Annotated in this window: 22 protein-coding genes; 20 read left to right on the top strand and 2 right to left on the bottom strand. The window is 65.1% G+C overall.

Translation table 11 applies throughout. The features are described from left to right. Window position 1: 1 nt before the first annotated feature. The 15 genes from AC0KWY_RS14785 to AC0KWY_RS14715 all read left to right on the top strand — a co-directional run bounded on the left by AC0KWY_RS14785 (window position 2) and on the right by AC0KWY_RS14715 (window position 14,125). Window positions 2–820: a metallophosphoesterase gene (locus tag AC0KWY_RS14785; RefSeq protein WP_474026254.1), complete on the top strand. Its 819-nt coding sequence runs from the start codon at window positions 2–4 to the stop codon at window positions 818–820. After that, window positions 817–1,416 (top strand): LOG family protein, encoded by a 600-nt coding sequence (locus AC0KWY_RS14780; RefSeq protein ID WP_474026253.1) that lies wholly within the window; start codon window positions 817–819, stop codon window positions 1,414–1,416. The genes AC0KWY_RS14785 and AC0KWY_RS14780 overlap by 4 nt, the downstream gene beginning before the upstream one ends. Before the next feature lie 55 nt (window positions 1,417–1,471). Further along, on the top strand, window positions 1,472–3,091 hold the full coding sequence (locus AC0KWY_RS14775; RefSeq protein WP_474026252.1) for a carboxyl transferase domain-containing protein: 1,620 nt from the start codon (window positions 1,472–1,474) through the stop codon (window positions 3,089–3,091). 129 nt (window positions 3,092–3,220) lie between these two features. Beyond that, the gene (locus tag AC0KWY_RS14770; RefSeq protein ID WP_474025629.1) at window positions 3,221–4,291 is read left to right on the top strand and encodes an IS30 family transposase; all 1,071 of its coding nucleotides are present in this window, start codon (window positions 3,221–3,223) and stop codon (window positions 4,289–4,291) included. A gap of 33 nt (window positions 4,292–4,324) precedes the next feature. Then, complete coding sequence (locus AC0KWY_RS14765) at window positions 4,325–5,113, top strand: enoyl-CoA hydratase/isomerase family protein (RefSeq protein ID WP_474026251.1); 789 nt, start codon at window positions 4,325–4,327, stop codon at window positions 5,111–5,113. Between the two features lie 3 nt (window positions 5,114–5,116). After that, window positions 5,117–7,114, top strand: a complete 1,998-nt coding sequence (locus AC0KWY_RS14760) for an acetyl/propionyl/methylcrotonyl-CoA carboxylase subunit alpha (RefSeq protein WP_474026250.1) — start codon at window positions 5,117–5,119, stop codon at window positions 7,112–7,114. A gap of 91 nt (window positions 7,115–7,205) precedes the next feature. Next, entirely contained in the window at window positions 7,206–8,249 is a 1,044-nt protein-coding gene (locus tag AC0KWY_RS14755; RefSeq protein WP_474026249.1) for a PDDEXK nuclease domain-containing protein, read from the top strand. 99 nt (window positions 8,250–8,348) lie between these two features. Next, window positions 8,349–8,627: a hypothetical protein gene (locus AC0KWY_RS14750; RefSeq protein ID WP_474026248.1), complete on the top strand. Its 279-nt coding sequence runs from the start codon at window positions 8,349–8,351 to the stop codon at window positions 8,625–8,627. Window positions 8,628–8,708: 81 nt separating this feature from the next. Next, window positions 8,709–9,242 (top strand): hypothetical protein, encoded by a 534-nt coding sequence (locus AC0KWY_RS14745; protein ID WP_474026247.1) that lies wholly within the window; start codon window positions 8,709–8,711, stop codon window positions 9,240–9,242. 50 nt (window positions 9,243–9,292) lie between these two features. Further along, window positions 9,293–10,198 carry a hydroxymethylglutaryl-CoA lyase gene (locus AC0KWY_RS14740; protein WP_474026246.1) on the top strand — a complete coding sequence of 302 codons (906 nt, stop codon included), beginning with the start codon at window positions 9,293–9,295 and terminating at the stop codon, window positions 10,196–10,198. After that, window positions 10,195–11,184, top strand: a complete 990-nt coding sequence (locus tag AC0KWY_RS14735) for a hypothetical protein (protein ID WP_474026245.1) — start codon at window positions 10,195–10,197, stop codon at window positions 11,182–11,184. The genes AC0KWY_RS14740 and AC0KWY_RS14735 overlap by 4 nt, the downstream gene beginning before the upstream one ends. Then, on the top strand, window positions 11,184–11,372 hold the full coding sequence (locus AC0KWY_RS14730) for a DUF1289 domain-containing protein (RefSeq protein WP_474026244.1): 189 nt from the start codon (window positions 11,184–11,186) through the stop codon (window positions 11,370–11,372). The genes AC0KWY_RS14735 and AC0KWY_RS14730 overlap by 1 nt, the downstream gene beginning before the upstream one ends. A gap of 2 nt (window positions 11,373–11,374) precedes the next feature. Beyond that, the gene (locus AC0KWY_RS14725; protein WP_474026243.1) at window positions 11,375–11,542 is read left to right on the top strand and encodes a DUF1289 domain-containing protein; all 168 of its coding nucleotides are present in this window, start codon (window positions 11,375–11,377) and stop codon (window positions 11,540–11,542) included. After that, the gene (locus AC0KWY_RS14720; RefSeq protein ID WP_474026242.1) at window positions 11,539–12,453 is read left to right on the top strand and encodes an MBL fold metallo-hydrolase; all 915 of its coding nucleotides are present in this window, start codon (window positions 11,539–11,541) and stop codon (window positions 12,451–12,453) included. The genes AC0KWY_RS14725 and AC0KWY_RS14720 overlap by 4 nt, the downstream gene beginning before the upstream one ends. A gap of 58 nt (window positions 12,454–12,511) precedes the next feature. Next, entirely contained in the window at window positions 12,512–14,125 is a 1,614-nt protein-coding gene (locus AC0KWY_RS14715) for a methyl-accepting chemotaxis protein (RefSeq protein WP_474026241.1), read from the top strand. Between the two features lie 3 nt (window positions 14,126–14,128). Here the strand turns inward: AC0KWY_RS14715 and AC0KWY_RS14710 are convergent, their stop codons facing one another. Then, window positions 14,129–15,307, bottom strand: coding sequence for a M20 aminoacylase family protein (locus AC0KWY_RS14710; protein ID WP_474026240.1), 1,179 nt, complete (start codon window positions 15,305–15,307; stop codon window positions 14,129–14,131). After that, window positions 15,304–16,746: a tetratricopeptide repeat protein gene (locus AC0KWY_RS14705; protein ID WP_474026239.1), complete on the bottom strand. Its 1,443-nt coding sequence runs from the start codon at window positions 16,744–16,746 to the stop codon at window positions 15,304–15,306. The genes AC0KWY_RS14710 and AC0KWY_RS14705 overlap by 4 nt, the downstream gene beginning before the upstream one ends. 102 nt (window positions 16,747–16,848) lie before the next feature. Between AC0KWY_RS14705 and rapZ the strand changes: the two genes are divergently transcribed. From rapZ to AC0KWY_RS14680, 5 genes are read left to right on the top strand one after another with little or no spacing between them, the layout of a single operon-like run. Next, window positions 16,849–17,691 carry an RNase adapter RapZ gene (gene rapZ / locus AC0KWY_RS14700; RefSeq protein ID WP_474026238.1) on the top strand — a complete coding sequence of 281 codons (843 nt, stop codon included), beginning with the start codon at window positions 16,849–16,851 and terminating at the stop codon, window positions 17,689–17,691. Then, window positions 17,691–18,065: a NusG domain II-containing protein gene (locus AC0KWY_RS14695; RefSeq protein WP_474029736.1), complete on the top strand. Its 375-nt coding sequence runs from the start codon at window positions 17,691–17,693 to the stop codon at window positions 18,063–18,065. Before rapZ ends, AC0KWY_RS14695 begins: the two co-directional genes overlap by 1 nt. Further along, window positions 18,046–18,579 (top strand): Gx transporter family protein, encoded by a 534-nt coding sequence (locus AC0KWY_RS14690; RefSeq protein ID WP_474026237.1) that lies wholly within the window; start codon window positions 18,046–18,048, stop codon window positions 18,577–18,579. Before AC0KWY_RS14695 ends, AC0KWY_RS14690 begins: the two co-directional genes overlap by 20 nt. Further along, window positions 18,576–19,187, top strand: a complete 612-nt coding sequence (locus AC0KWY_RS14685; RefSeq protein ID WP_474026236.1) for a flavin prenyltransferase UbiX — start codon at window positions 18,576–18,578, stop codon at window positions 19,185–19,187. Before AC0KWY_RS14690 ends, AC0KWY_RS14685 begins: the two co-directional genes overlap by 4 nt. Then, entirely contained in the window at window positions 19,187–19,816 is a 630-nt protein-coding gene (locus AC0KWY_RS14680; protein WP_474026235.1) for an LON peptidase substrate-binding domain-containing protein, read from the top strand. The genes AC0KWY_RS14685 and AC0KWY_RS14680 overlap by 1 nt, the downstream gene beginning before the upstream one ends. Window positions 19,817–19,856: the final 40 nt, after the last annotated feature.

The raw sequence follows: 19,856 nt of genomic DNA, 5'->3' as shown, positions 1-19,856 counted from the left end.
GATGCGATTGCGTCTGGTCATCTACGCCTGCTTGCTGGCTTTTGCCGGCTGGTCGCTGGCCATCGAGCCGGGCCAGGTGCAACGCCGCGACCTGACGCTGAGCACCGCCCAGCTCAAGCAGCCCTTGACCATTGCCATGGCCAGCGACCTCCACGTCGGCGCCCCGCATGTCGGGCGCGCCGCCCTGCGTCGACTGGTCGAGCGCATCAACGAGGCAAACCCCGACCTGATCCTGCTGCCGGGCGATTTCATGATCCAGGGCGTCCTCGGCGGAACCCAGGTCGCCCCAGAAGATCTCGCCGCCGACCTGGCCGGCCTGCATGCCCGGCTCGGCGTTTTCGCAACGCTCGGCAACCACGACTGGCGTTTCGATGGACCGCGCGTGCGGCGGGCGCTGGAGCAAGTCGGTATCCGCGTGCTGGAAAACGAAGCGCTCGAGCTGCCCGAAACCGGATTCTGGCTGGCCGGCATCGGCGACGACATGACCGGCCATGCCGAACCGGCGGCCGCCTTTGCCGCAGTGCCAACCGGCGCCGGCGTCATCGCCATGCTGCACGACCCGGCCAACGCACCAGATCTGCCGGCCTCGACCCGCGTCGCCCTGGCCGGCCACACGCACGGCGGACAAGTCCGCCTGCCCTTCGTCGGCGCGCTGATCGTCCCCGGTCGCTCCGCCCGGGAACACGCTTACGGCTGGATTCCGGGAAGCGCCGTGCCGACCTGGGTGAGTTCGGGCGTCGGCACCAGCATTCTGCCCATCCGTTTCAACTGCCCACCGGAATTCGTCGTCCTGCGGCTCGCCAACAAGGAAACCTCATGAAAAGCCTCTGCGTCTTCTGCGGCGCCAACGCCGGCCACAAACCCGTCTATCGTGCCGCGGCCGAAAACCTGGGCCGCCTGCTCGCCGGCCGCGGCATCCAGCTCATCTATGGCGGCGGCAATGTCGGCCTCATGGGTGCCGTCGCCGATGCCTGTCTCGACGCCGGCGGCACGGTCATCGGCGTCATCCCGCAAGCCTTGATGGGCAAGGAAGTCGAAGGTCGCCCGGTAGACCACCGGACACTGACCCGGCTCGAAGTCGTCGATTCGATGCACACGCGCAAGGCGCGGATGGCCGAGCTGGCCGAGGGTTTCATCGCCATGCCAGGCGGCTTCGGCACCTTCGAGGAATATTGCGAAATCCTGACCTGGGCGCAACTCGGGTTCCATGTGAAACCGATCGGTCTGCTCAACGTCGCCGGCTTCTACGACCCGCTGCTGGCGATGTTCGATCATGCCGCGGCAGAAGGCTTCCTGCGCGAACAGAACCGGGCGATGGCGCTCAGCAACAGCGACGCCGAAGCGTTGCTGGCGGCAATGGCTGCCTTCCGCCCCGAACCGGTCAGCAAATGGCTCAAGGAGGAAAGGCAGTTGTAAAGCCTTTTCCGTTTTTCATTTTCAGGCAACGCACCGATAAAAGAAGCGAGGAGACATGAGCATCCTGAAATCCCAACTGAACCCGCGTTCGGCCGACTTCCAGGCGAACGCGGCAGCGATGCAGGCGGTCGTCGCCGACCTGCATGAAAAGGTCGAGAAGATCGCCCTCGGCGGCCCGGAAGCGGCGCGCCAGAAGCACCTGGCGCGCGGCAAGCTGCTGCCGCGCGAGCGGGTCAGCGCCCTGCTCGACCCCGGCACGCCCTTCCTCGAAATAGGACAATTCGCGGCGTACGGGATGTACGGCGGCGCTGATCCTTTTGAAGTCCCGGCAGCGTCGGTAATCGCCGGCATCGGCCGCGTCGAAGGCGTCGAATGCATGATCGTCGCCAACGACGCGACGGTGAAGGGCGGCACCTACTACCCGCTGACCGTCAAGAAACACCTGCGCGCCCAGGAAATCGCCCTGGAAAACCGCCTGCCGTGCATCTATCTCGTGGACTCCGGCGGCGCCTTCCTGCCCATGCAGGACGAGGTCTTCCCGGACAAGGAGCACTTCGGCCGCATCTTCTTCAACCAGGCCAACCTGTCGGCCGCCGGCATCCCGCAGATCGCCGCCGTCATGGGTTCATGCACGGCCGGCGGCGCCTACGTGCCGGCGATGTGCGACGAGTCGATCATCGTCCGCGACCAGGGCACGATCTTTCTCGGCGGCCCGCCGCTGGTCAAGGCGGCGACCGGCGAGGTCGTCAGCGCCGAAGACCTCGGCGGGGCCGACGTGCATACGCGCATCTCCGGTGTCGCCGACCACCTGGCCGAAAACGACGCCCACGCACTGGCCATCGCCCGGCGCATCGTCCGCGACCTGAACTGGAAAAAGACGCCGCCGGTGACATTAACCGCCCCGAGCGCGCCGCTGTTCAGCCCGGAAGAACTGTACGGCGTCATCCCAACCGACACCAAGAAGCCCTTCGACGTGCGCGAGATCATCGCCCGCATCGTCGATGGTTCCGACTTCGACGAGTTCAAGGCGCGCTACGGCACGACGCTGGTCTGCGGCTTCGCGCGCATCTACGGCTACCCGGTCGGCATCGTTGCCAACAACGGCATCCTGTTCAGCGAGTCGGCCCTCAAGGGCGCGCATTTCATCGAACTCTGCGCCCAGCGCGGCATCCCGCTCGTCTTCCTGCAGAACATCACCGGCTTCATGGTCGGCCGCAAATACGAAAACGGCGGCATCGCCCGCGACGGCGCCAAGATGGTGACCGCCGTCGCCACCGCCAAGGTGCCGAAATTCACCGTCGTCATCGGTGGCAGCTTCGGCGCCGGCAACTACGGCATGTGCGGCCGCGCCTACTCGCCACGCTTCCTGTGGATGTGGCCAAACGCCCGCATCTCGGTGATGGGCGGCGAACAGGCGGCCGGCGTGCTGGCTACGGTGAAGCGCGACGGCATCGAGGCCAAGGGCGGCAGCTGGTCGGCGGAAGAAGAAGCCGCCTTCAAGGCGCCGATCCGCGAGCAATATGAGACGCAGGGCCATCCCTATTACGCGTCGGCGCGGCTGTGGGACGACGGGATCATCGACCCGGCGGATACGCGGCGGGTGCTCGGGCTGGGGCTGTCGGCGGCGATGAATGCGCCGGCGGAAGCGACGAAGTTCGGGATTTTCCGGATGTGATGGGGATGGGGATTTCTGAACCGCTGGGTTCCGCCGTTAACCGGCGGGCTTACTTTCTTTTGCTTCGCCAAAAGAAAGTAGCGGCGGTTTCAAATCCCAAGTGCAACACTTCATAACCGGAGGAGTTGCATGACGAGAACGTATCAACAATTGAGTGCGGAAGAACGCGGCGTGGTAATGGCGATGAAGGAGCAGGCCAGTAGTGCGCGGGCGATAGCCAAGGTGCTTGGCAGATCGCCCAGCACCATCACGAGAGAACTTCGCCGCAACGGCTACCAGAGCGAAGAGGAGCAATGCGTCATGGGACGCCCCCGAGTGGCTGGCGGCTACGATGCAAACCGCGCCGGCAAGCGAGCCCGGCGGGTGCGACGTGCGGCCTGGCCGGTGCGCAAGCTCCACCGCCAAGGCGCCTTGTGGGCCGAGGTCAGGGCGTTGCTGGAACGCAAGCTCTCGCCCGAGCAGATTGCTGCCAAACTCAAGCAACGCCACCCTGAGCAGCCCCAATTGCAAGCCTCCCACGAAACCATCTACACCGCGATCTATGCCATGCCCAAGGGCGATCTTCGCCGCGAACTGGTCGTCCTGCTGCGCCAGGGGCGAGGCGCACGCAAGCCTCGCACGCGAGGCAAAGATCGGCGGGGATCGCTGCAGGACATGCTGAGCATCCACGTACGCCCGCCCGAGGCCAGCGACCGCTTGCTGCCTGGCCACTGGGAGGGCGACCTGATCAAGGGCAAGGCCAACGCTTCGGCTGTCGGCACCCTGGTGTGCCGCAAGTCGCTGTTTGCCATGCTGGTCAAGCTCGACGGCAGTACGGCGATCGATGCGCTCAACGGATTCACGCAGGCCTTCAGCGGGCTGCCGCCTGAGATCCGACAGACCCTCACCTATGACCAAGGCAAGGAGATGGCGCTGCACAAGAAGCTGGCCGAGAACACCGGCCTGAAAATTTACTTTTGTGATCCTCACAGCCCGTGGCAACGTGGCATCAATGAGCACACCAATGGTTTGCTGCGCCAATATTTGCCGAAGGGCACTGACCTGAGTGTCCACTCCCAGCGCGAACTCGATCACATGGCCTGGGAACTCAATATGCGGCCGAGAAAAACCCTGGGGTGGCGCTCTCCCGCCGAGGTGTTCTTCGATAACATCTTCATGGACAAAGCAGGGCTGATTCCAAATGTTGCACTCGGTCTTTGAAACCGCCGACCAATAAGCAGGAGACAAACCCAAATGCCCTTCCAAGCTCTGGAAATCGAACTCGCCGGCCCGGTCGCCACGATCTGGATGAACCGGCCCGACCTGCATAACGCCTTCGACGAAACCCTGATCGCCGAACTGACCGCCGCCTGCATCGCCCTCGACCAGGACGCCGACGTCCGCGTCGTCGTCCTCGCCGGGCGCGGCAAGAGTTTCTCGGCCGGCGCCGATCTCAACTGGATGCGGCGCGCCGCCAACAACGGCATCGATGAAAACCTCAACGACGCCCGCGCCCTGGCCGGCATGCTGCGCACGCTGGCCGAGATGAAGAAGCCGACCATCGCCCGCGTGCAGGGTGCCGCGCTCGGCGGCGGCATGGGGCTGGCCTCGGCCTGCGACATCGCCGTGGCCTCGACCAAGGCCGTGTTCGCCACTTCCGAGGTCAAGTTCGGCATCATTCCCTCGGCGATTTCGCCCTATGTGCTGCGCGCCATCGGCGCCCGCCAGGCGACGCGCTATTTCCAGACCGCCGAGCGCATCGACGCCGTCCGCGCCCGCGAGATCGGGCTGGTGCATGAAGTCGCCGAGCCGGAAGCGCTCGACGACAAGATCGCCGAGATCGTCGCCGCGCTGCTCGCCGGCGGCCCCAAGGCGCAGGCCGCCGCCAAGGACCTGATCCGCGCCGTCGATCACCAGCCGGTCAACCACACCCTGGTCGAGGAAACCGCCCACCGCATCGCCCACTTGCGGGCGACACCGGAGGCTAAGGAAGGCATTGCGGCGTTTCTCGAAAAGCGCCAACCGAACTGGATGGGGGAATAATCGATGTTCACCAAAATACTGATTGCCAACCGCGGAGAAATCGCCTGCCGCGTCATCAAGACCGCCCGCCGCATGGGCATCCGCACTGTCGCCGTCTATTCCGAAGCCGACGCCAACGCCCGCCACGTGCGCCTGGCCGACGAGGCCGTGCTGCTCGGGCCGGCGGCGGCGCGCGAGTCCTATCTGGTGGCAGACAAGATCATCGAGGCCTGCCAGCGCACCGGCGCCCAGGCGGTGCATCCAGGCTACGGTTTCCTTTCGGAAAACGAGGAGTTCGCCGAGGCGCTGACCGCCGCCGGCCTGGTCTTCATCGGTCCGCCTGCGTCGGCGATCCGCGCCATGGGCTCGAAGTCGGAGGCCAAGAAACTGATGGGCACGGCCAATGTGCCGCTGACGCCCGGTTACCACGGCGACGACCAGCGCCCGACGTTGCTCCACGCCGAGGCCGAGAAGATCGGCTACCCGGTGCTGATCAAGGCGGCGGCCGGCGGTGGCGGCAAGGGCATGCGCCTGGTCGAGAAGTCCGAGGACTTCCCCGACGCGCTGGCCTCCTGCAAGCGCGAGGCGCTGTCGAGCTTCGGCGACGACCATGTGCTGATCGAGAAATACATCTCCAAGCCGCGCCACGTCGAAATCCAGGTGTTCGCCGACACACTGGGCAACTGCGTCTATCTCTTCGAGCGTGACTGCTCGGTACAGCGCCGCCACCAGAAGGTGCTCGAAGAAGCCCCGGCGCCGGGCATGAGCGAAGCGCGCCGCCGCGAGATGGGCGAGGCCGCGGTCGCCGCCGCCAAGGCCGTCGGCTACGTCGGCGCCGGCACGGTCGAGTTCATTGCCAACCAAGACGGCAGTTTCTTCTTCATGGAGATGAACACCCGCCTGCAGGTCGAGCACCCGGTCACCGAGATGATCACCGGCCAGGATCTGGTCGAATGGCAGTTGCGCGTCGCCGCCGGCCAGCCGCTACCGCTCAAGCAGGAACAGCTGGAAATCCGCGGCCACGCGCTGGAAGCGCGCATCTACGCCGAAGACGCCAGCAAGGGCTTCCTGCCCGCCACCGGCAAACTGGTGCGCCTGGTGCCGCCGGCCGAATCCATCAACGTCCGCGTCGATACCGGCGTCGAGGAGGGCGACGAAATCACGCCCTTCTACGACCCGATGATCGCCAAGCTGATCGTCTGGGACGAAACCCGCGACGGCGCCCTGGCGCGCATGCGCAAGGCCTTGGCCGACTACCGCGTCGCCGGCCTGACCACCAACATCGACTTCCTCTCCCGCCTGGTCGCCTGCCCGGCCTTCGCCAAGGCCGACCTCGACACCGGCCTGATCGAGCGACAGAAGGACTTCCTCTTCCCCGCCGCGCAGCCGGTGCCGCGCGACGCGCTGCTCGTCGCCACGGTCGGCGAACTGCTCTGGGAGCAGCACGCCGCCAAACAGGCCGCGCAGACCGGCGGCGACCCGTTCTCGCCCTGGCACGCGCGCGACGGCTGGCGCATGAACCTGTCGGCGGCGCGCACGATCAGCTTCAAGGATGGTGAAACGCTGGTCGACGTGCAGGTGCGCTACCGCGGCGAGCGCTGGGAAATTGTCCTGTTTGGCGAGTCAACCGCAGCATTTGGCAAGAAGCTCGACGGCGACCGCTTCGCCGTCGAGCTCGACGACCGCCGGCTGATCGCCAGTGTCGTTGCCGTCGACGACAAGCGCACGGTGTTTTTGCAGGGGAGCACGTACTCACTCCTGCGCGACGACCCGCTGCACCGCGTCGATGCCGGCGACAGCCACGGCGGCGGCCTGACCGCACCGATGCCCGGCAAGGTCGTCGCGCTGCTCGCCCAGCCCGGCCAGAAGGTGGACAAGGGCACGCCGCTCTTGATCCTCGAAGCGATGAAGATGGAGCACACCATCACCGCCCCCGCCGCCGGCACCCTCAAGGCCTTCTGCTACGCCGCCGGCGAACAGGTGGCAGATGGGGCGGCGCTGGTCGAGTTTGAGGGAGTGTAGACCGATTGCATGCCGCTGCCAGTCGCGCTACTTTGGCAACGGCGTGCGGCGACGCAAGATCATTCAGGGGCCACCTCGATTCTGCTAATTCATGACCGACATCCTTCATCAACAAGACTATCGGCAAGCGCTGGAAGCGATCAAACAACGCATTCAGTCCGCCCAGATGCGGGCTGTCCTGGCGGTGAATGCCGAGTTGCTGGAGCTTTACTGGGAAATTGGCCGCCAACTTCAGCAATGGCAGGACGAACGAGGATGGGGCGCGGCGGTCGTCGAGCGAATGGCCAGGGATTTGCAGGACGCCTACCCCGGCATCAAGGGCTTCTCGCGCACCAGCCTGTTTGCCATGCGGCAGTTTCACAGCTTCTTCCGGCCTGCGTTCGAATCTGTCCCACAGGCTGTGGGACAGATTCCCTGGGGCCACATACGGACCTTGTTAGCCAAGGTCAAAACCGTGGAAACCGCCTTGATCTACGCCCAGGCCTGCGTCGAGCATGGCTGGAGCCGCAGCGTCCTCGAATGGCAAATTGAGCAGCGTTTCCATGAGCGCGCCGCGCAAGCCATCAGCAACTTTGCCCAGACCTTGCCCGTACCGCAATCGGAACTGGCCCAGCAAAGCCTGAAAAACCCCTATGTTTTCGATTTCCTCACGCTGACGCCACAAGCCGTCGAGCGCGATATAGAAAACCAGCTGGTGGCGCAGATCACGCGCTTTCTGCTCGAATTGGGCAAAGGCTTCGCTTTCCTCGGCCGGCAATATCCGCTCACGATCAACGGACGGGACTATCGCCTTGATCTGCTCTTCTACCACACAAAACTGAAGTGCTACGTGGTGATCGAGCTCAAAGCCGGTGCGTTCAAACCGGAATACATCGGCAAGCTCAACTTCTATCTTTCAGCGGTCGATGACCTGCTGCGCGGAACCGACGACCAGCCGACCATCGGACTGATCCTGTGCAAGGACAAAGACCGCCTGGACGTGGAATACGCCCTGCGCGACATCTCCAAACCGATGGGCGTCAGTTCCTACATCACCAAGGATATCCCGCTGGCAGTGCAATCCCAGTTGCCGACGGTGGAAGAACTGGAACACGAACTTTCTCACTTGGCAGGACCAGAATCGGAGGGTGTATAGAGCGCTTGAATATGTCCCATGCTGTGGATAAGTCCTGCTATTCGGCCTTAACATACTTGCGCATCCATACCCGAAATAAGCCTCCAGGAAAGACTAGCCATGACAACGCAAGCAGAGATTACAAGCATTACAGAAGCCATCGCGGCTCTTCAGGCGCTTGACCACAATTACTTAGCATCGCTCAGAAGAGCACATGAAGAACTGATCCAAAACTTCGACAGAGTCCTGGCGTTCTGCAACAAAGAACCAACGAGGGACTTTGGAGCACTAAAAGCGGCATTCGAACTCGCCTATCAATCAGGCCAAGCGCTTTTGCAAACAGCACACGAAGCCTCCACAGACCAATTCAGGAAGATTCATCCAGAGTTTTACCATTAGTCAACGGAGCATTCCGCTGCGAAGATTCCATCCTCGAACACCGGCATCGCAATTTCAACAGGATAGCCAGGCTATTCGATCATGACTCTTGAACAACCCATCCTGATCTCGCTTCTCGCCTTTGCCGTTTCGGCCACGAGTCTGACGATTTCTCTACTGAGCTATCGCCGTGACTGCAGCAGACTGCGGGCATGCGCAAATGTCGTATGGCAGGACAACACTCCCAGGCCGAGCAGCCCGGTCATGCGCGTGCGTATTACGAATACTGGTCGCCGTCCAGTGATGATCCTGAATTTGGTCATGCGCGCAGGTAAGTCGAAGTGGTGGCGTCCAATTCAGCCCCCTGTCGTTAGTAGTGAAATCGCCAACCCCCTAGAGCTGCTTGAGGAACTTAAACGCAAGTCACTTGCGCATCAGGTTGCAACAAAGTTAGGCGAAGGAGAGATTCTTGAGCTTGAATTTCGCCCAGATGACTGTGATGAATTCGTAGCACTGCACGAAGACCCTACGATTATGGCTACCTCACTTCAAATCGAAGATGTGACAGGGCGGCTTTATTCAGTCAAAGACTCCTCGAGACACCTTGCGACACTACTCGAAGCCTGGAAACCTTAGGTTGCTCACTGCCCAAAGCTCATTGACCAACAATATCTAACGGACTCCCAATGAATCTCCCCTCCCACGTCAAAATCGTCGAAGTCGGCCCGCGCGACGGGCTGCAGAACGAAAAACAGGTCGTCCCGACCGAGATCAAGATCGAATTGATCGAACGCCTGGCCGAGGCCGGGTTGTCGGTGATTGAGGCGACCTCCTTCGTCTCGCCGAAGTGGGTGCCGCAGATGGGCGACAACGCTGCCGTGCTGGCCGGCATCAAGCGCCGGCCGGGCGTCACCTACACCGCGCTGACGCCCAACCTGCAGGGCTTCGACGGTGCCGTCGCGGCGCAGGCCGACGAGGTGGCGATCTTCGCCGCCGCTTCCGAGGCTTTTTCAAGGAAGAACATCAACTGCTCGATCGCCGAGAGCCTGAAGCGCTTCGAACCGGTGGTATCCGCCGCTTCGGCGCTGGAAATCCCGGTGCGCGGCTATGTGTCCTGTGTCGTCGGCTGCCCCTATGAAGGGGCGGTGGCGCCGGAGAAAACCGCCGAAGTGGCGAAAATCCTCTTCGACATGGGCTGCTACGAGGTGTCGCTGGGCGACACCATCGGCGTCGGCAATCCGGCTTCGATCGCGCGCATGATCGAAGCCTGCGCCCGCCTTGTGCCGATCGACAGGCTGGCCGGCCACTACCACGACACCTACGGCATGGCGATCGCCAACATCTACGCCTCGCTGCAGGCCGGCATGGCGGTCTTCGATGCCTCGGTCGCCGGCCTCGGCGGCTGCCCCTACGCGAAGGGCGCTTCCGGCAACGTGGCGACAGAGGATGTCGTCTATCTGCTTCACGGATTGGGCATACAAACCGGCATCGATCTGGCTAAACTGGCGGCAGTCGGCGACTGGATCGCCACCACCATCAACCGCCCGAACGGCGCCAGGGCCGGCCGGGCGCTCTGCGCCAGCTCCGATTGACTTTTCTCGCCGCCCTTGCCGATCTGCTCAAACCCGCACCGCAGCCCGATCCCGAGGTAGCGGCGGCGCTCGACCGGGTGGTCGGCATGGTCGATCCGCTGGTCCGCGCCGCGCCGCGCCTCGACAAGCACCTGCTGGCCGCCGTCGAACACGCGCTGGGTTATTGCCAGGGCCTGGTCGGCGCCTTGCCCGGACCGATCGAGATCAACCGCCGCAGTTTCGCCCAGGACATGCTGGTGCATGCGCTGTTCGCCACGCCGGCCGACATCGACGAGATGCTTGGCCGCAGCCAGGCGGTCCGCGATTTCCTGCAACGCCCGGAGTGCTGGGCCAGCGACTGCTTCTGCGCGATGCTGGCGGCGCGCCGGCAGCAAAAGCGACAGTTCGGCCTGGCGCAACAGGGCAACGTGATCCGCAGCGACGTGCCGCAGGAAGTCGTCTATTTCTCCGACCAAACGCTGATCGAACCGAGTTGCAGCCTGGAGACGACGCGCCAGCGGTTGCAGGCGCGGGCGCTGGAGAGCCTGCTGCGCAGTTTCAACGCCCACGTCGAACAACTGCGCCGCGAACGCCAGGGGCTGCGTGCCGATCTCTCGGTCGAGCATGCCCAGTTGCTCGCCCTGCAGCAACAGCACCATGCGGACGAGGATGAGCGCCACACCCGCCACCTGGTCGAGCTTGACCTGCGCCTGCGCGAAAACAGCGAGGCCCTGATGCCCGAACATCTGGTCGAAGTCCTGGCGGAATTCCTGCGCCACCCGGAAAGCGCGCTGGCACTGACGCCGGTCAGCATCCGCATCGATCGCATGGGGATCGTGCACGAGCCGTCCGAACCGGGCGACGACGCGCAGACCATCAATTTCCCGGAACTTTCCAGCCGCGACCGGCGTCAGCATCTGGCGACGCTGGTCCGCATCACGCGCGAGGAAGCGCAGGCCGCCGTCGCCAAAGCCATCGACCGCCAGAAACGTTACGTCCTCCTCTGATGCCTGCCCTGCCCGCCTCGCCCTGCACCAACGTCTGCCGCATCGACCCGGCCAGCGGTTTCTGCGTCGGCTGCCGACGCACCCTCGACGAAATCGCCAACTGGTCGCGTCTCGACGCGCCGGCACGCCTGGCCGTCCTCGCCGCGCTGCGCGACCGGCAGCCAGCAGCTCCCCGCGCCCCCCAATGACCATGAACGAGCCCAGCGAAGACCTCTACCCCTGCGTCGGCATCTGCACCACCGACCCCGACAGCGGCTATTGCCTCGGCTGCGGCCGGCCGCCGGAAGACGCGCCGGAAACCGCCGCCCCAACCCAAACCCCGGTGCCGGCGACAGACGAAACCCCGCCCCCGGCATGACGGCGAAGCTGCCGGACAGTCTGCGGGTCATCGAGCGCGGCTGGCTGTCGGCCAACAACATCCTCGCTTTCGACGGCGAGCGGGCGACGCTGATCGACAGCGGCTACGTCACCCACGCCGAACAAACGGTCGCCCTGCTCCGCCATGCGCTCGCCGGTTGCCGCCTCGAACGCCTGTTGAACACCCATTCGCACTCCGACCATATCGGCGGCAATGCCGCAGTGCAAGCCGTTTTCGGCTGTTCGATCGCGGTGCCCGCCGGCCTCCAGGCGAGCATCGCCGATTGGGACGAAGCCGCCCTGCTGCTCTCGCCGCTCGGCCAGCAGGCTGCCCCCTTCCGCCACGACGCGCTGATCGAGGCCGGCAGCGCGATCGAATTTGCCGAACTGAGCTGGCAGGCGCTGGCGGTACCCGGTCACGACATGGAGGCGCTCGCCTTCTACAACCCGGAAAGGCGCCTGCTGATTTCCGGCGATGCGCTGTGGGAAAACGGCTTCGGCGTGATCTTCCCGGAACTGCTGGGTACCGCCGACGGCCTGGCGGCCACCCGGGCGACGCTGGAAATGCTCGGCCGCCTGCCGATCGACATCGTCATCCCCGGCCACGGCGCTCCGTTTGCCGACGTCAACCGGGCGCTCGCCACCGCCTTCCGGCGGCTCGATGGCTTTTGCGCCGACATCGAGCGACTGGCCTGGCACGCGCTCAAGGTGATCGTCGCCTTCGCGCTGATGGAAAGACGCCAGCTGACGGCGACGGATTTTCCCGGTTTCCTGGCCAGCCTGCCGTTCGCCGTCGATATCAACCAGCGCTATCTCGCGCTGGCAGAAGACGAGCTGGCCGCCCGCCTGCTTGCCGACCTGAGCGGCGCGGGCGTGCTAGATCGCCAGGGAGATATCCTCGTCGTTCGCTGACCCAAATCCGGTGCGGCCTCTTACAATGATAAGGAGAAGCCAATATAAGGGGACAGTGATGAGCTTTCGCAATCGATTGTTGTTGGGCATGGCCTTGATCATGGGCGCCTTCATCAGCGCCATCGGCGTTGCCTATACCGGGCTGCAGGGGACTTCGGCGAGCTTCGGCCGCTTCCTCGACGGAACCAGCGCGCTGCGCCAGGACTACCGCGAGATGTACGCGCAGGGGCTGCAGATGGGCCAGGCGCTGCGCAACATCACGCTCGACCCGGAAAATCCCAAGGCATACCAGAACCTGGACAAGGCGCGCGAGGATTTCACCAAGGCCCGCCAGTCGGCCGTTGCCAACGCCGCCAAGGTCGACGGCTTCAGCGAAACGACGGCGGCGCTGGAGAGCCTCGCCAACGCCCAGGCGGAAGCGCAGACGGCTGTGCTGGCCGCGCTCAAGGCCGGCCGCTTCGACGAGGCCAAAGCGCTGATCAACGCCAAGGAAACGCCGGCCTGGCGCAAGTTGAAGCAGCTACTGCTCGACGACCTGGGGACGCTCAAACAGAAGACGCTGGACGAGCGGGCGCGCGTGGAAAGTGCCGCCCGGACGCAGGCAACCCTGATCCTGGTGCTGACCGGGATTGCCATCCTGATCAGCGTCGGCAGCGTGTGGACGACGCTGGCCTACGTCCGCCGCGCGCTCGGCGGCGAGCCAGCGTATGCCCGCGAAGTCGCCAACGCCGTTGCCACCGGCGACCTGAGCCGAAGCATCGCCCTCGACGCCGGCAACCGCGACAGCTTGCTCGGCGCCCTGGCGCGCATGCAGGAACAGTTGCGGCAACTGGTCGGCAGCCTGGCAACGCATGCCCGCGACGTCGAGCAAGGCGCCCGCCTGGTCGACGACGCAACGCGCCAGGTCGCCGACGGCAGCCAGCAGCAATTGAGCTACGCCCAGGAAATGGTCAATAACGTCCATGTCGCGACCAACGGCCTCAACGACATCATGCGCGCCGTCAACGACGCCGAGCGCATCGTCGGCGATTCCAGCGCCACTTCCGACAGCGGCGCCGCACTGGCCAGCCGCGCGGCGGCGGAAACCGAGGCGATGGCTGCCTCGGTGCAGGCGACGGCGGCACATATCCGGGAACTCGGCGCCCAGTCGGCGAAAATCAGCGCCATCCTCGGCGTCATCTCCGACATCGCCGGCCAGACCAACCTGCTGGCGCTCAACGCCGCCATCGAGGCGGCCCGTGCCGGCGAACAGGGACGCGGCTTCGCGGTGGTTGCCGACGAGGTGCGCAAGCTGGCCGAGCGGACGACGCAATCGACTTCCGAAATCTCGGCCATGGTCGCCAGCATCCAGTCCGGTACCCAGCGCGCCGTCGAAGGCATGGAAGCCGGCCTGCTGCAGGTCGGCGAAAGCGTCGAACTGTCCAAACAGTCGCGCGAAGCATTCGACCGCATGAAGGCGAGCGCGCAGGAAGTGCGCACCGTGGTCGACCGGATTGCCCGGGCGATCAGCGCCGAAAACGCCAGCGAACAGCAGATCGAGTCGCACGTCGAGCAGGTGCGCAACCTGATCGCCAGCAACGATCAGGCGCTGCACCAGGTGGTGGTGAGCGCCGACCGCCTGAATGCGGTTTCCGGCGAACTCAACCGGGCGATCGCCCAGTTCCGGCTGTAAGCCTCAGGCCGCTCTGGGCAGGGCGCGCCTGACCAGGTGCGCCCAGTAAGCGACACCCTGCGTCAGAAGTTGATCGTTGAAATCGTAGTGCGGGTTGTGCAGCGTACAACCGCCGGTGCCCGGCCCGTTGCCCAGCCAGACGTAGCAGCCGGGTTTCTCGCGCAGCATGTAGGCGAAATCCTCGGCGCCCATCGAGGGCAGGATGTCGGTCAGCACCCGCTCGGCGCCGAACACCTCGGCAGCAACCTGCTGGCAGAATTTTGCTTCGGCCGGGCTGTTGACGGTCGGCGGATAGCGATGCTCGAAGCGCACCGCGATCTGCGCCCCGTTGGCGGCGGCAATGCCGCTGCACAGTCGCTCGATGGCGCGCTCGATGCTCTCCTGGACTTCCGGCTTGAAGCTGCGGATGGTGCCGCGCATCACCACCTCTTCCGGGATGATGTTCCAGGCCTCGCCGGCGTGGAACTGGGTGACGCTGACCACCGCCGCATCACAGGGATGCAAGGTGCGGCTGACCACGGTCTGCAGCGCCTGCACCAGTTGCGCGCCGGTGACGATGGCGTCGATTCCCTGGTGCGGCATCGCCGCGTGGCAGCCGTGGCCGCGCACGTGGATCTCGAAGCCGCAGGTACCGGCCATCACCGGCCCCGGCATCGCCATCATCTCGCCGACCGGGATGCCCGGCCAGTTGTGCAGGCCGAACACCGCCTCGACCGGGAATTTCTCGAACAGGCCGTCCTCGATCATCACCGCGGCGCCGCCTTCCGATTCCTCGGCCGGCTGGAAGATGAAGACAACACTGCCATCGAACTCCGGGTTCTCCGCCAGGTAGCGAGCGGCGCCGAGCAGCATCGCGGTATGGCCATCGTGGCCACAGGCGTGCATCTTCCCCGGGTGTTTCGAGTGATGCGGGAACTCGTTCAGCTCGGCGAGCGGCAGCGCGTCCATGTCGGCGCGCAGGCCGATCATGCGCGGCGAACTGCCGGCCTTGAGGACGCCGACGACGCCGGTTTTGGCCAGGCCACGATGCACTTCCAGCCCGTAGCGGGCCAGTTCGCCGGCGACGATGTCGGCCGTCCGTTGCTCGTCGAAAGCCAGTTCGGGGTGGGCATGGAGGTCGCGGCGCAGCGCCGTCAGCTCGGCCAGGAAAGGCAGTTCGGGCGGGGGAAGGGTCGGGGTCATGGTTGTCTCTCCACGGGTTTTCTTGTGTCAGCCATTATCCCGGATTCCTCGAATGACCGCAGTCGTCCGTCGCCGGGCGCCGCTTGGTCGAGGTCAAGCGGACGCAACTGGAATCTCTGCCGATCGCCCACCACCTGTAGCGGAACGGCATGACTGTTGCGGATCAGGAACAGGCTGTCGCCGGCGGCCAGTCGCTGCCTGAACCAGGCGTCGTCGCTCGATGAACTGCTCAGACAGCCACGACGGTCGGTGCGGTAATGTGGACCATTGTCGAAACCCAGCGGCTCGTCCGTCGGCACACTGAGCGCAACAACACGCGCCGGCTCGTTGACCAGCGGAAAACCGCCCGCTCCTTCAATATCGGTCAGACACAGACGCAGACTGATCTGCCCCGCCGGCAATGGCGAAGGCTGCCCCCGCTTTTCAGCGATGAAACGCATCCGGGCCAGCCGCTGCGCGGCATCCTTGTAGGCATGGGGCGGCCAGCTGACAGCATGTTTCCGGGCCAAAGGACGCAATTCGTCCACCTGGGCGAGCAGCGCCGCCAGTGCTTCGATGCCCTGCTCCGCGCGCAAACGCCGACCAAAAATCCGGGACAGCTCCTCCAGCGCTTCGGCAAAGCCCGCCCGCGCCGCGCGCAGGAAATAGCCCTCGGCCAACCCGGCGGGATCGCCGGCATCCTTTTCCAGCAGACCCAGGGCATGAGTCGCGGCAAGCACACCACGCGCCTGCGCCTTCTCGAACCAGGGACGGGCTGCAGCACGATCACCGCTGTAGTAAAGCATGGCACCGTAATTCTGAAAAACCGTCGCCACCTCGCGGGCGACGCCGAGATTGACCCATTTCATCAGTTCGTGCCGGTCAGCCTCGTCGGCGACGATACGCCAAGCGGTGCTGCGCACGCGAACGATATCGCCGATCACGGCCACATCGCCCGACAGGGCGTAAGCCTGCTCGTAGTAACTGGCTGCTGTCAGCAACATGGCACGCTCGTCCGCCAGACCGAACAGCTGAGAACGGGTCAGGTCGTGCGCGCGCCCGAGGTTGTACAAGGTCGGTTCGCGCAGACCGGCATCCAGCGCCTGCTGGAAGAAGCGGATCGCCGCCCTCCGCTCGCCGCGCTCCAGCAACAGGCTGCCAAGGTTGTGGAGAGCCCGCGGACTGCCGAGCGTGGCGGCCTGTTGGTAGTAAATGATCGCCTGCTCGGCATCGACCTCAATCCCGAGACCAAGATGGCAAGCCTTGCCAAGCAGGAACAAGGCATCGGCGGCCGCTGCACCACCACCGCTCGCCGCATCCCGGGCCTCTGTCTGAAACCGGGCGTAATCCTTTTCCAGCAGCAATTGTTCAATGGCCGATGGCGCTGCCCACGCTGCAGATGACGACCAGGCAAGGCAAAGGGCAAGCAGGCCGCGACGAAAAGGCGGGAAGGAGAACATGGCAGACTGAATGACAGCAGGGAGGAGGATGATATGCCACAGTCCTGGCCAACACCCAGGGAAAGTTGCCGCGCGGCGCCGCCTTCCTTTATCCTGCCGGGCATGGAACTCATACTGATCAGCGGCCTTTCCGGCTCCGGCAAGTCCGTCGCCCTCAACCTGCTTGAAGACTCGGGCTATTACTGCGTCGACAATCTGCCGGTCGTCATCCTTACCGTACTGGTCGGCATGTTGCAGGAAGAACAGGTCAGCAAGGTGGCGGTGGCCATCGACGCCCGCTCCGGCGGCGGCATCGACCTGCTGCCCGGCAAACTCAAGCGACTGAGCGAGGACGGTGTCAACGTCACTTTCCTGTTCCTGCACGCCAATGAAGAAACGCTGCTCAAGCGCTATTCCGAATCGAGGCGCCGCCACCCGCTGGCCGACGACCAACGCTCGCTGGCCGAATCGATCCGCCGGGAGAGCGAACTGGTAGCGCCGATTGCTGGTCTCGGCCACCGGATCGACACCAGCGGCCTGAAAGCCAACGCCCTGCGCGAATGGGTGCGCCAGTTCATCGAAAGCCAGCCCGGCCAGGGACTGACGCTGATGTTCGAGTCCTTCGGCTTCAAGCACGGCCTGCCGCTCGACGCCGACCTCGTCTTCGACGTCCGCTGCCTGCCCAACCCGCATTACGACCCGGCCTTGCGCCCGCTGACCGGGCGCGACCGCCCGGTCGCCGAATTCCTCGAAAGCGACCCCGACGTCGTCCGCATGCGCGAAGACATCGGCCGCTTCGTTTCCGACTGGCTGCCCAGCTACATCCGCGACAACCGCAACTACCTGACGGTGGCCATCGGCTGCACCGGCGGCCAGCACCGTTCCGTTTATCTGGCGGAAGCGCTGGCTTGCCGTTTCGCCGGCCAGGCCCGTGTGCTGGTCCGGCATCGCACGCTGGCCGGTTGATGCGCTGGCTGGCGCTGATCCGCCCCGGCGACTGGCTGGTTTTCCTGGTCGTCGCGGCACTGGTCGGTCTCAGCATCCCGCAATTCTGGCAGGGCGGCCTCGCCGACCGCGCCATCGTCCGCCAGGAGGGAGCGGTCTTCGCCGAAGTCGATCTCCGGACCCGGCGCGAGATTCTCATCCCGGGCCCGCTCGGCGTCACCCGGATTGTCATCGAACCGGGCCGCGCGCGCGTCGTCACCGATCCCGGGCCGCGCCAGTACTGCGTCAAGCAGGGCTGGCTGATGCGCCCCGGCGAAATCGCCATCTGCGCACCCAACCGCGTCAGCCTGCAGATCACCGGCCGGACCAAGGTCTATGACTCGCTCAGTTATTGAACTCGCGGTTACCCCGGAGGACCGCCGGGTCGCCTGGCTGGCCACCGCCGCGGTCGGCCTGTCGCTGGTCGACGCGGCGATCCCGACGCCGCTGCCCGGGATCAAGCCCGGCCTCGCCAACATCGTCACGCTGATCGTGCTGCTCCGCTACGGCTGGGGCACCGCGGTCTGGGTCAGCGTCCTGCGCGTGCTCGCCGGCAGCCTGCTGCTCGGCTATTTCCTCGCCCCCGGCTTCTTCCTGTCAGCCACCGGCACGACGCTCAGCCTGCTCACGCTCGGCCTCGCGCGCCACCTGCCGCCGCGCTGGTTCGGGCCGGTCAGTCTGTCCATCCTCGCCGCGCTGGCGCACATCGGCGGCCAGTTGCTGCTCGCCCGCGCCTGGCTGATCCCGCACGACGGCGTCTTCCTGCTGCTGCCGGTTTTCGCCGCCGCCGCATTGTTCTTCGGCACCATCAACGGCCTGATCGCGGCTAAACTGCTGGCTGACTCTCCCGCCCCGGAATCCACTCCATGAGTGCCACTGTCTGCCTCGCCCTGACCGGCGCCTCCGGCCTGCCCTACGGCCTGCGCCTGCTCGAATGCCTGCTCGGCGCCGGCTGTTGCGTCCAGTTGCTGTATTCGCAGGCGGCGCAGATCGTCGCCCGGCAGGAACTGGACTTCGAGCTGCCATCACGGCCGGCCGACGCCCGGACTGCGCTGCTCGCGCGCCTGCCCACGGTTGACGGTGAAAAGCTGCAGGTTTTCGGCCGCGAGGAATGGTTCGCGCCGGTCGCCTCCGGTTCCAACCCGCCCGACGCGATGGTCGTCTGCCCCTGTTCGATGGGCACCCTGGCGGCGATCGCCCAGGGGCTTTCCGACAAACTGATCGAGCGCGCCGCCGACGTCGTCCTCAAGGAAGGCCGCAAGCTGGTGCTGGTTCCCCGTGAAACGCCGTTCTCGGCGATCCACCTGGAAAACATGCTGCGCCTCTCGCGCGCCGGCGCCGTCATCCTGCCACCCAGCCCCGGTTTCTATCACCATCCGCAGAGCGTGCAGGACATCGTCGATTTCGTCGTCGCCCGCATCCTCGACCAGATCGGCGTCGCGCACAGCCTGATGCAGCGCTGGGGCGAAGACCGCTGATGGGCTGGTTCGACTTCATCCGCGCCCCCGGCGGCGGCGGCGTCGAGACGCTGGAGATTCCGCTGTTTCCGCTCAACACCGTGCTCTTTCCCGGCGGCGTGCAACCTCTGAAAGTCTTCGAGCAACGCTACCTGGACATGGCGGCCGCCTGCCTCAAGGACAACACGCTCTTCGGCATCTGCCTGATCGACGCCGGCGCCGAAGTCGGCGAAGCCGCGGTGCCGCACACCGTCGGCACGCTGGCCAGCATCGCCAACTGGGAAATGGAACAGCTCGGCATCCTGATGCTCGACGCCATTGGCGGACGCCGCTTCCGCATCCTCGACCACGAGGTCGGCGCCGACCGACTGCTGCGGGCGACCGTCGAGCTGCTCATCGAACCCGAAGTGCCGCTGCCGCAGAACCGCGAGCGCCTGCTGCCGCTGCTCCAGCGCGTGGTTGGCGACCTCGGCCCGGCGCGCATCCCGGAACCCCACCGCTACGACGACGCCGGCTGGGTTGGCTACCGGCTGACCGAAGTGCTGCCGATCCAGAACCTGGCCAAGCAGAAGCTGCTCGAACTCGACGACCCGCTGGCCCGCCTGGAAATCCTCGAGACCTTCCTCGACCAGCGCAAGCTGCTCGGCTAGGGCGTATTCATAGTAACCAGCGGAACGCTGCTTACTATGA

Source organism: Azonexus sp. MM2026_4, assembly GCF_055901855.1.
Note: the sequence above shows the minus strand (reverse complement) of the source record. Positions and strands in the feature narration are given on the sequence as shown.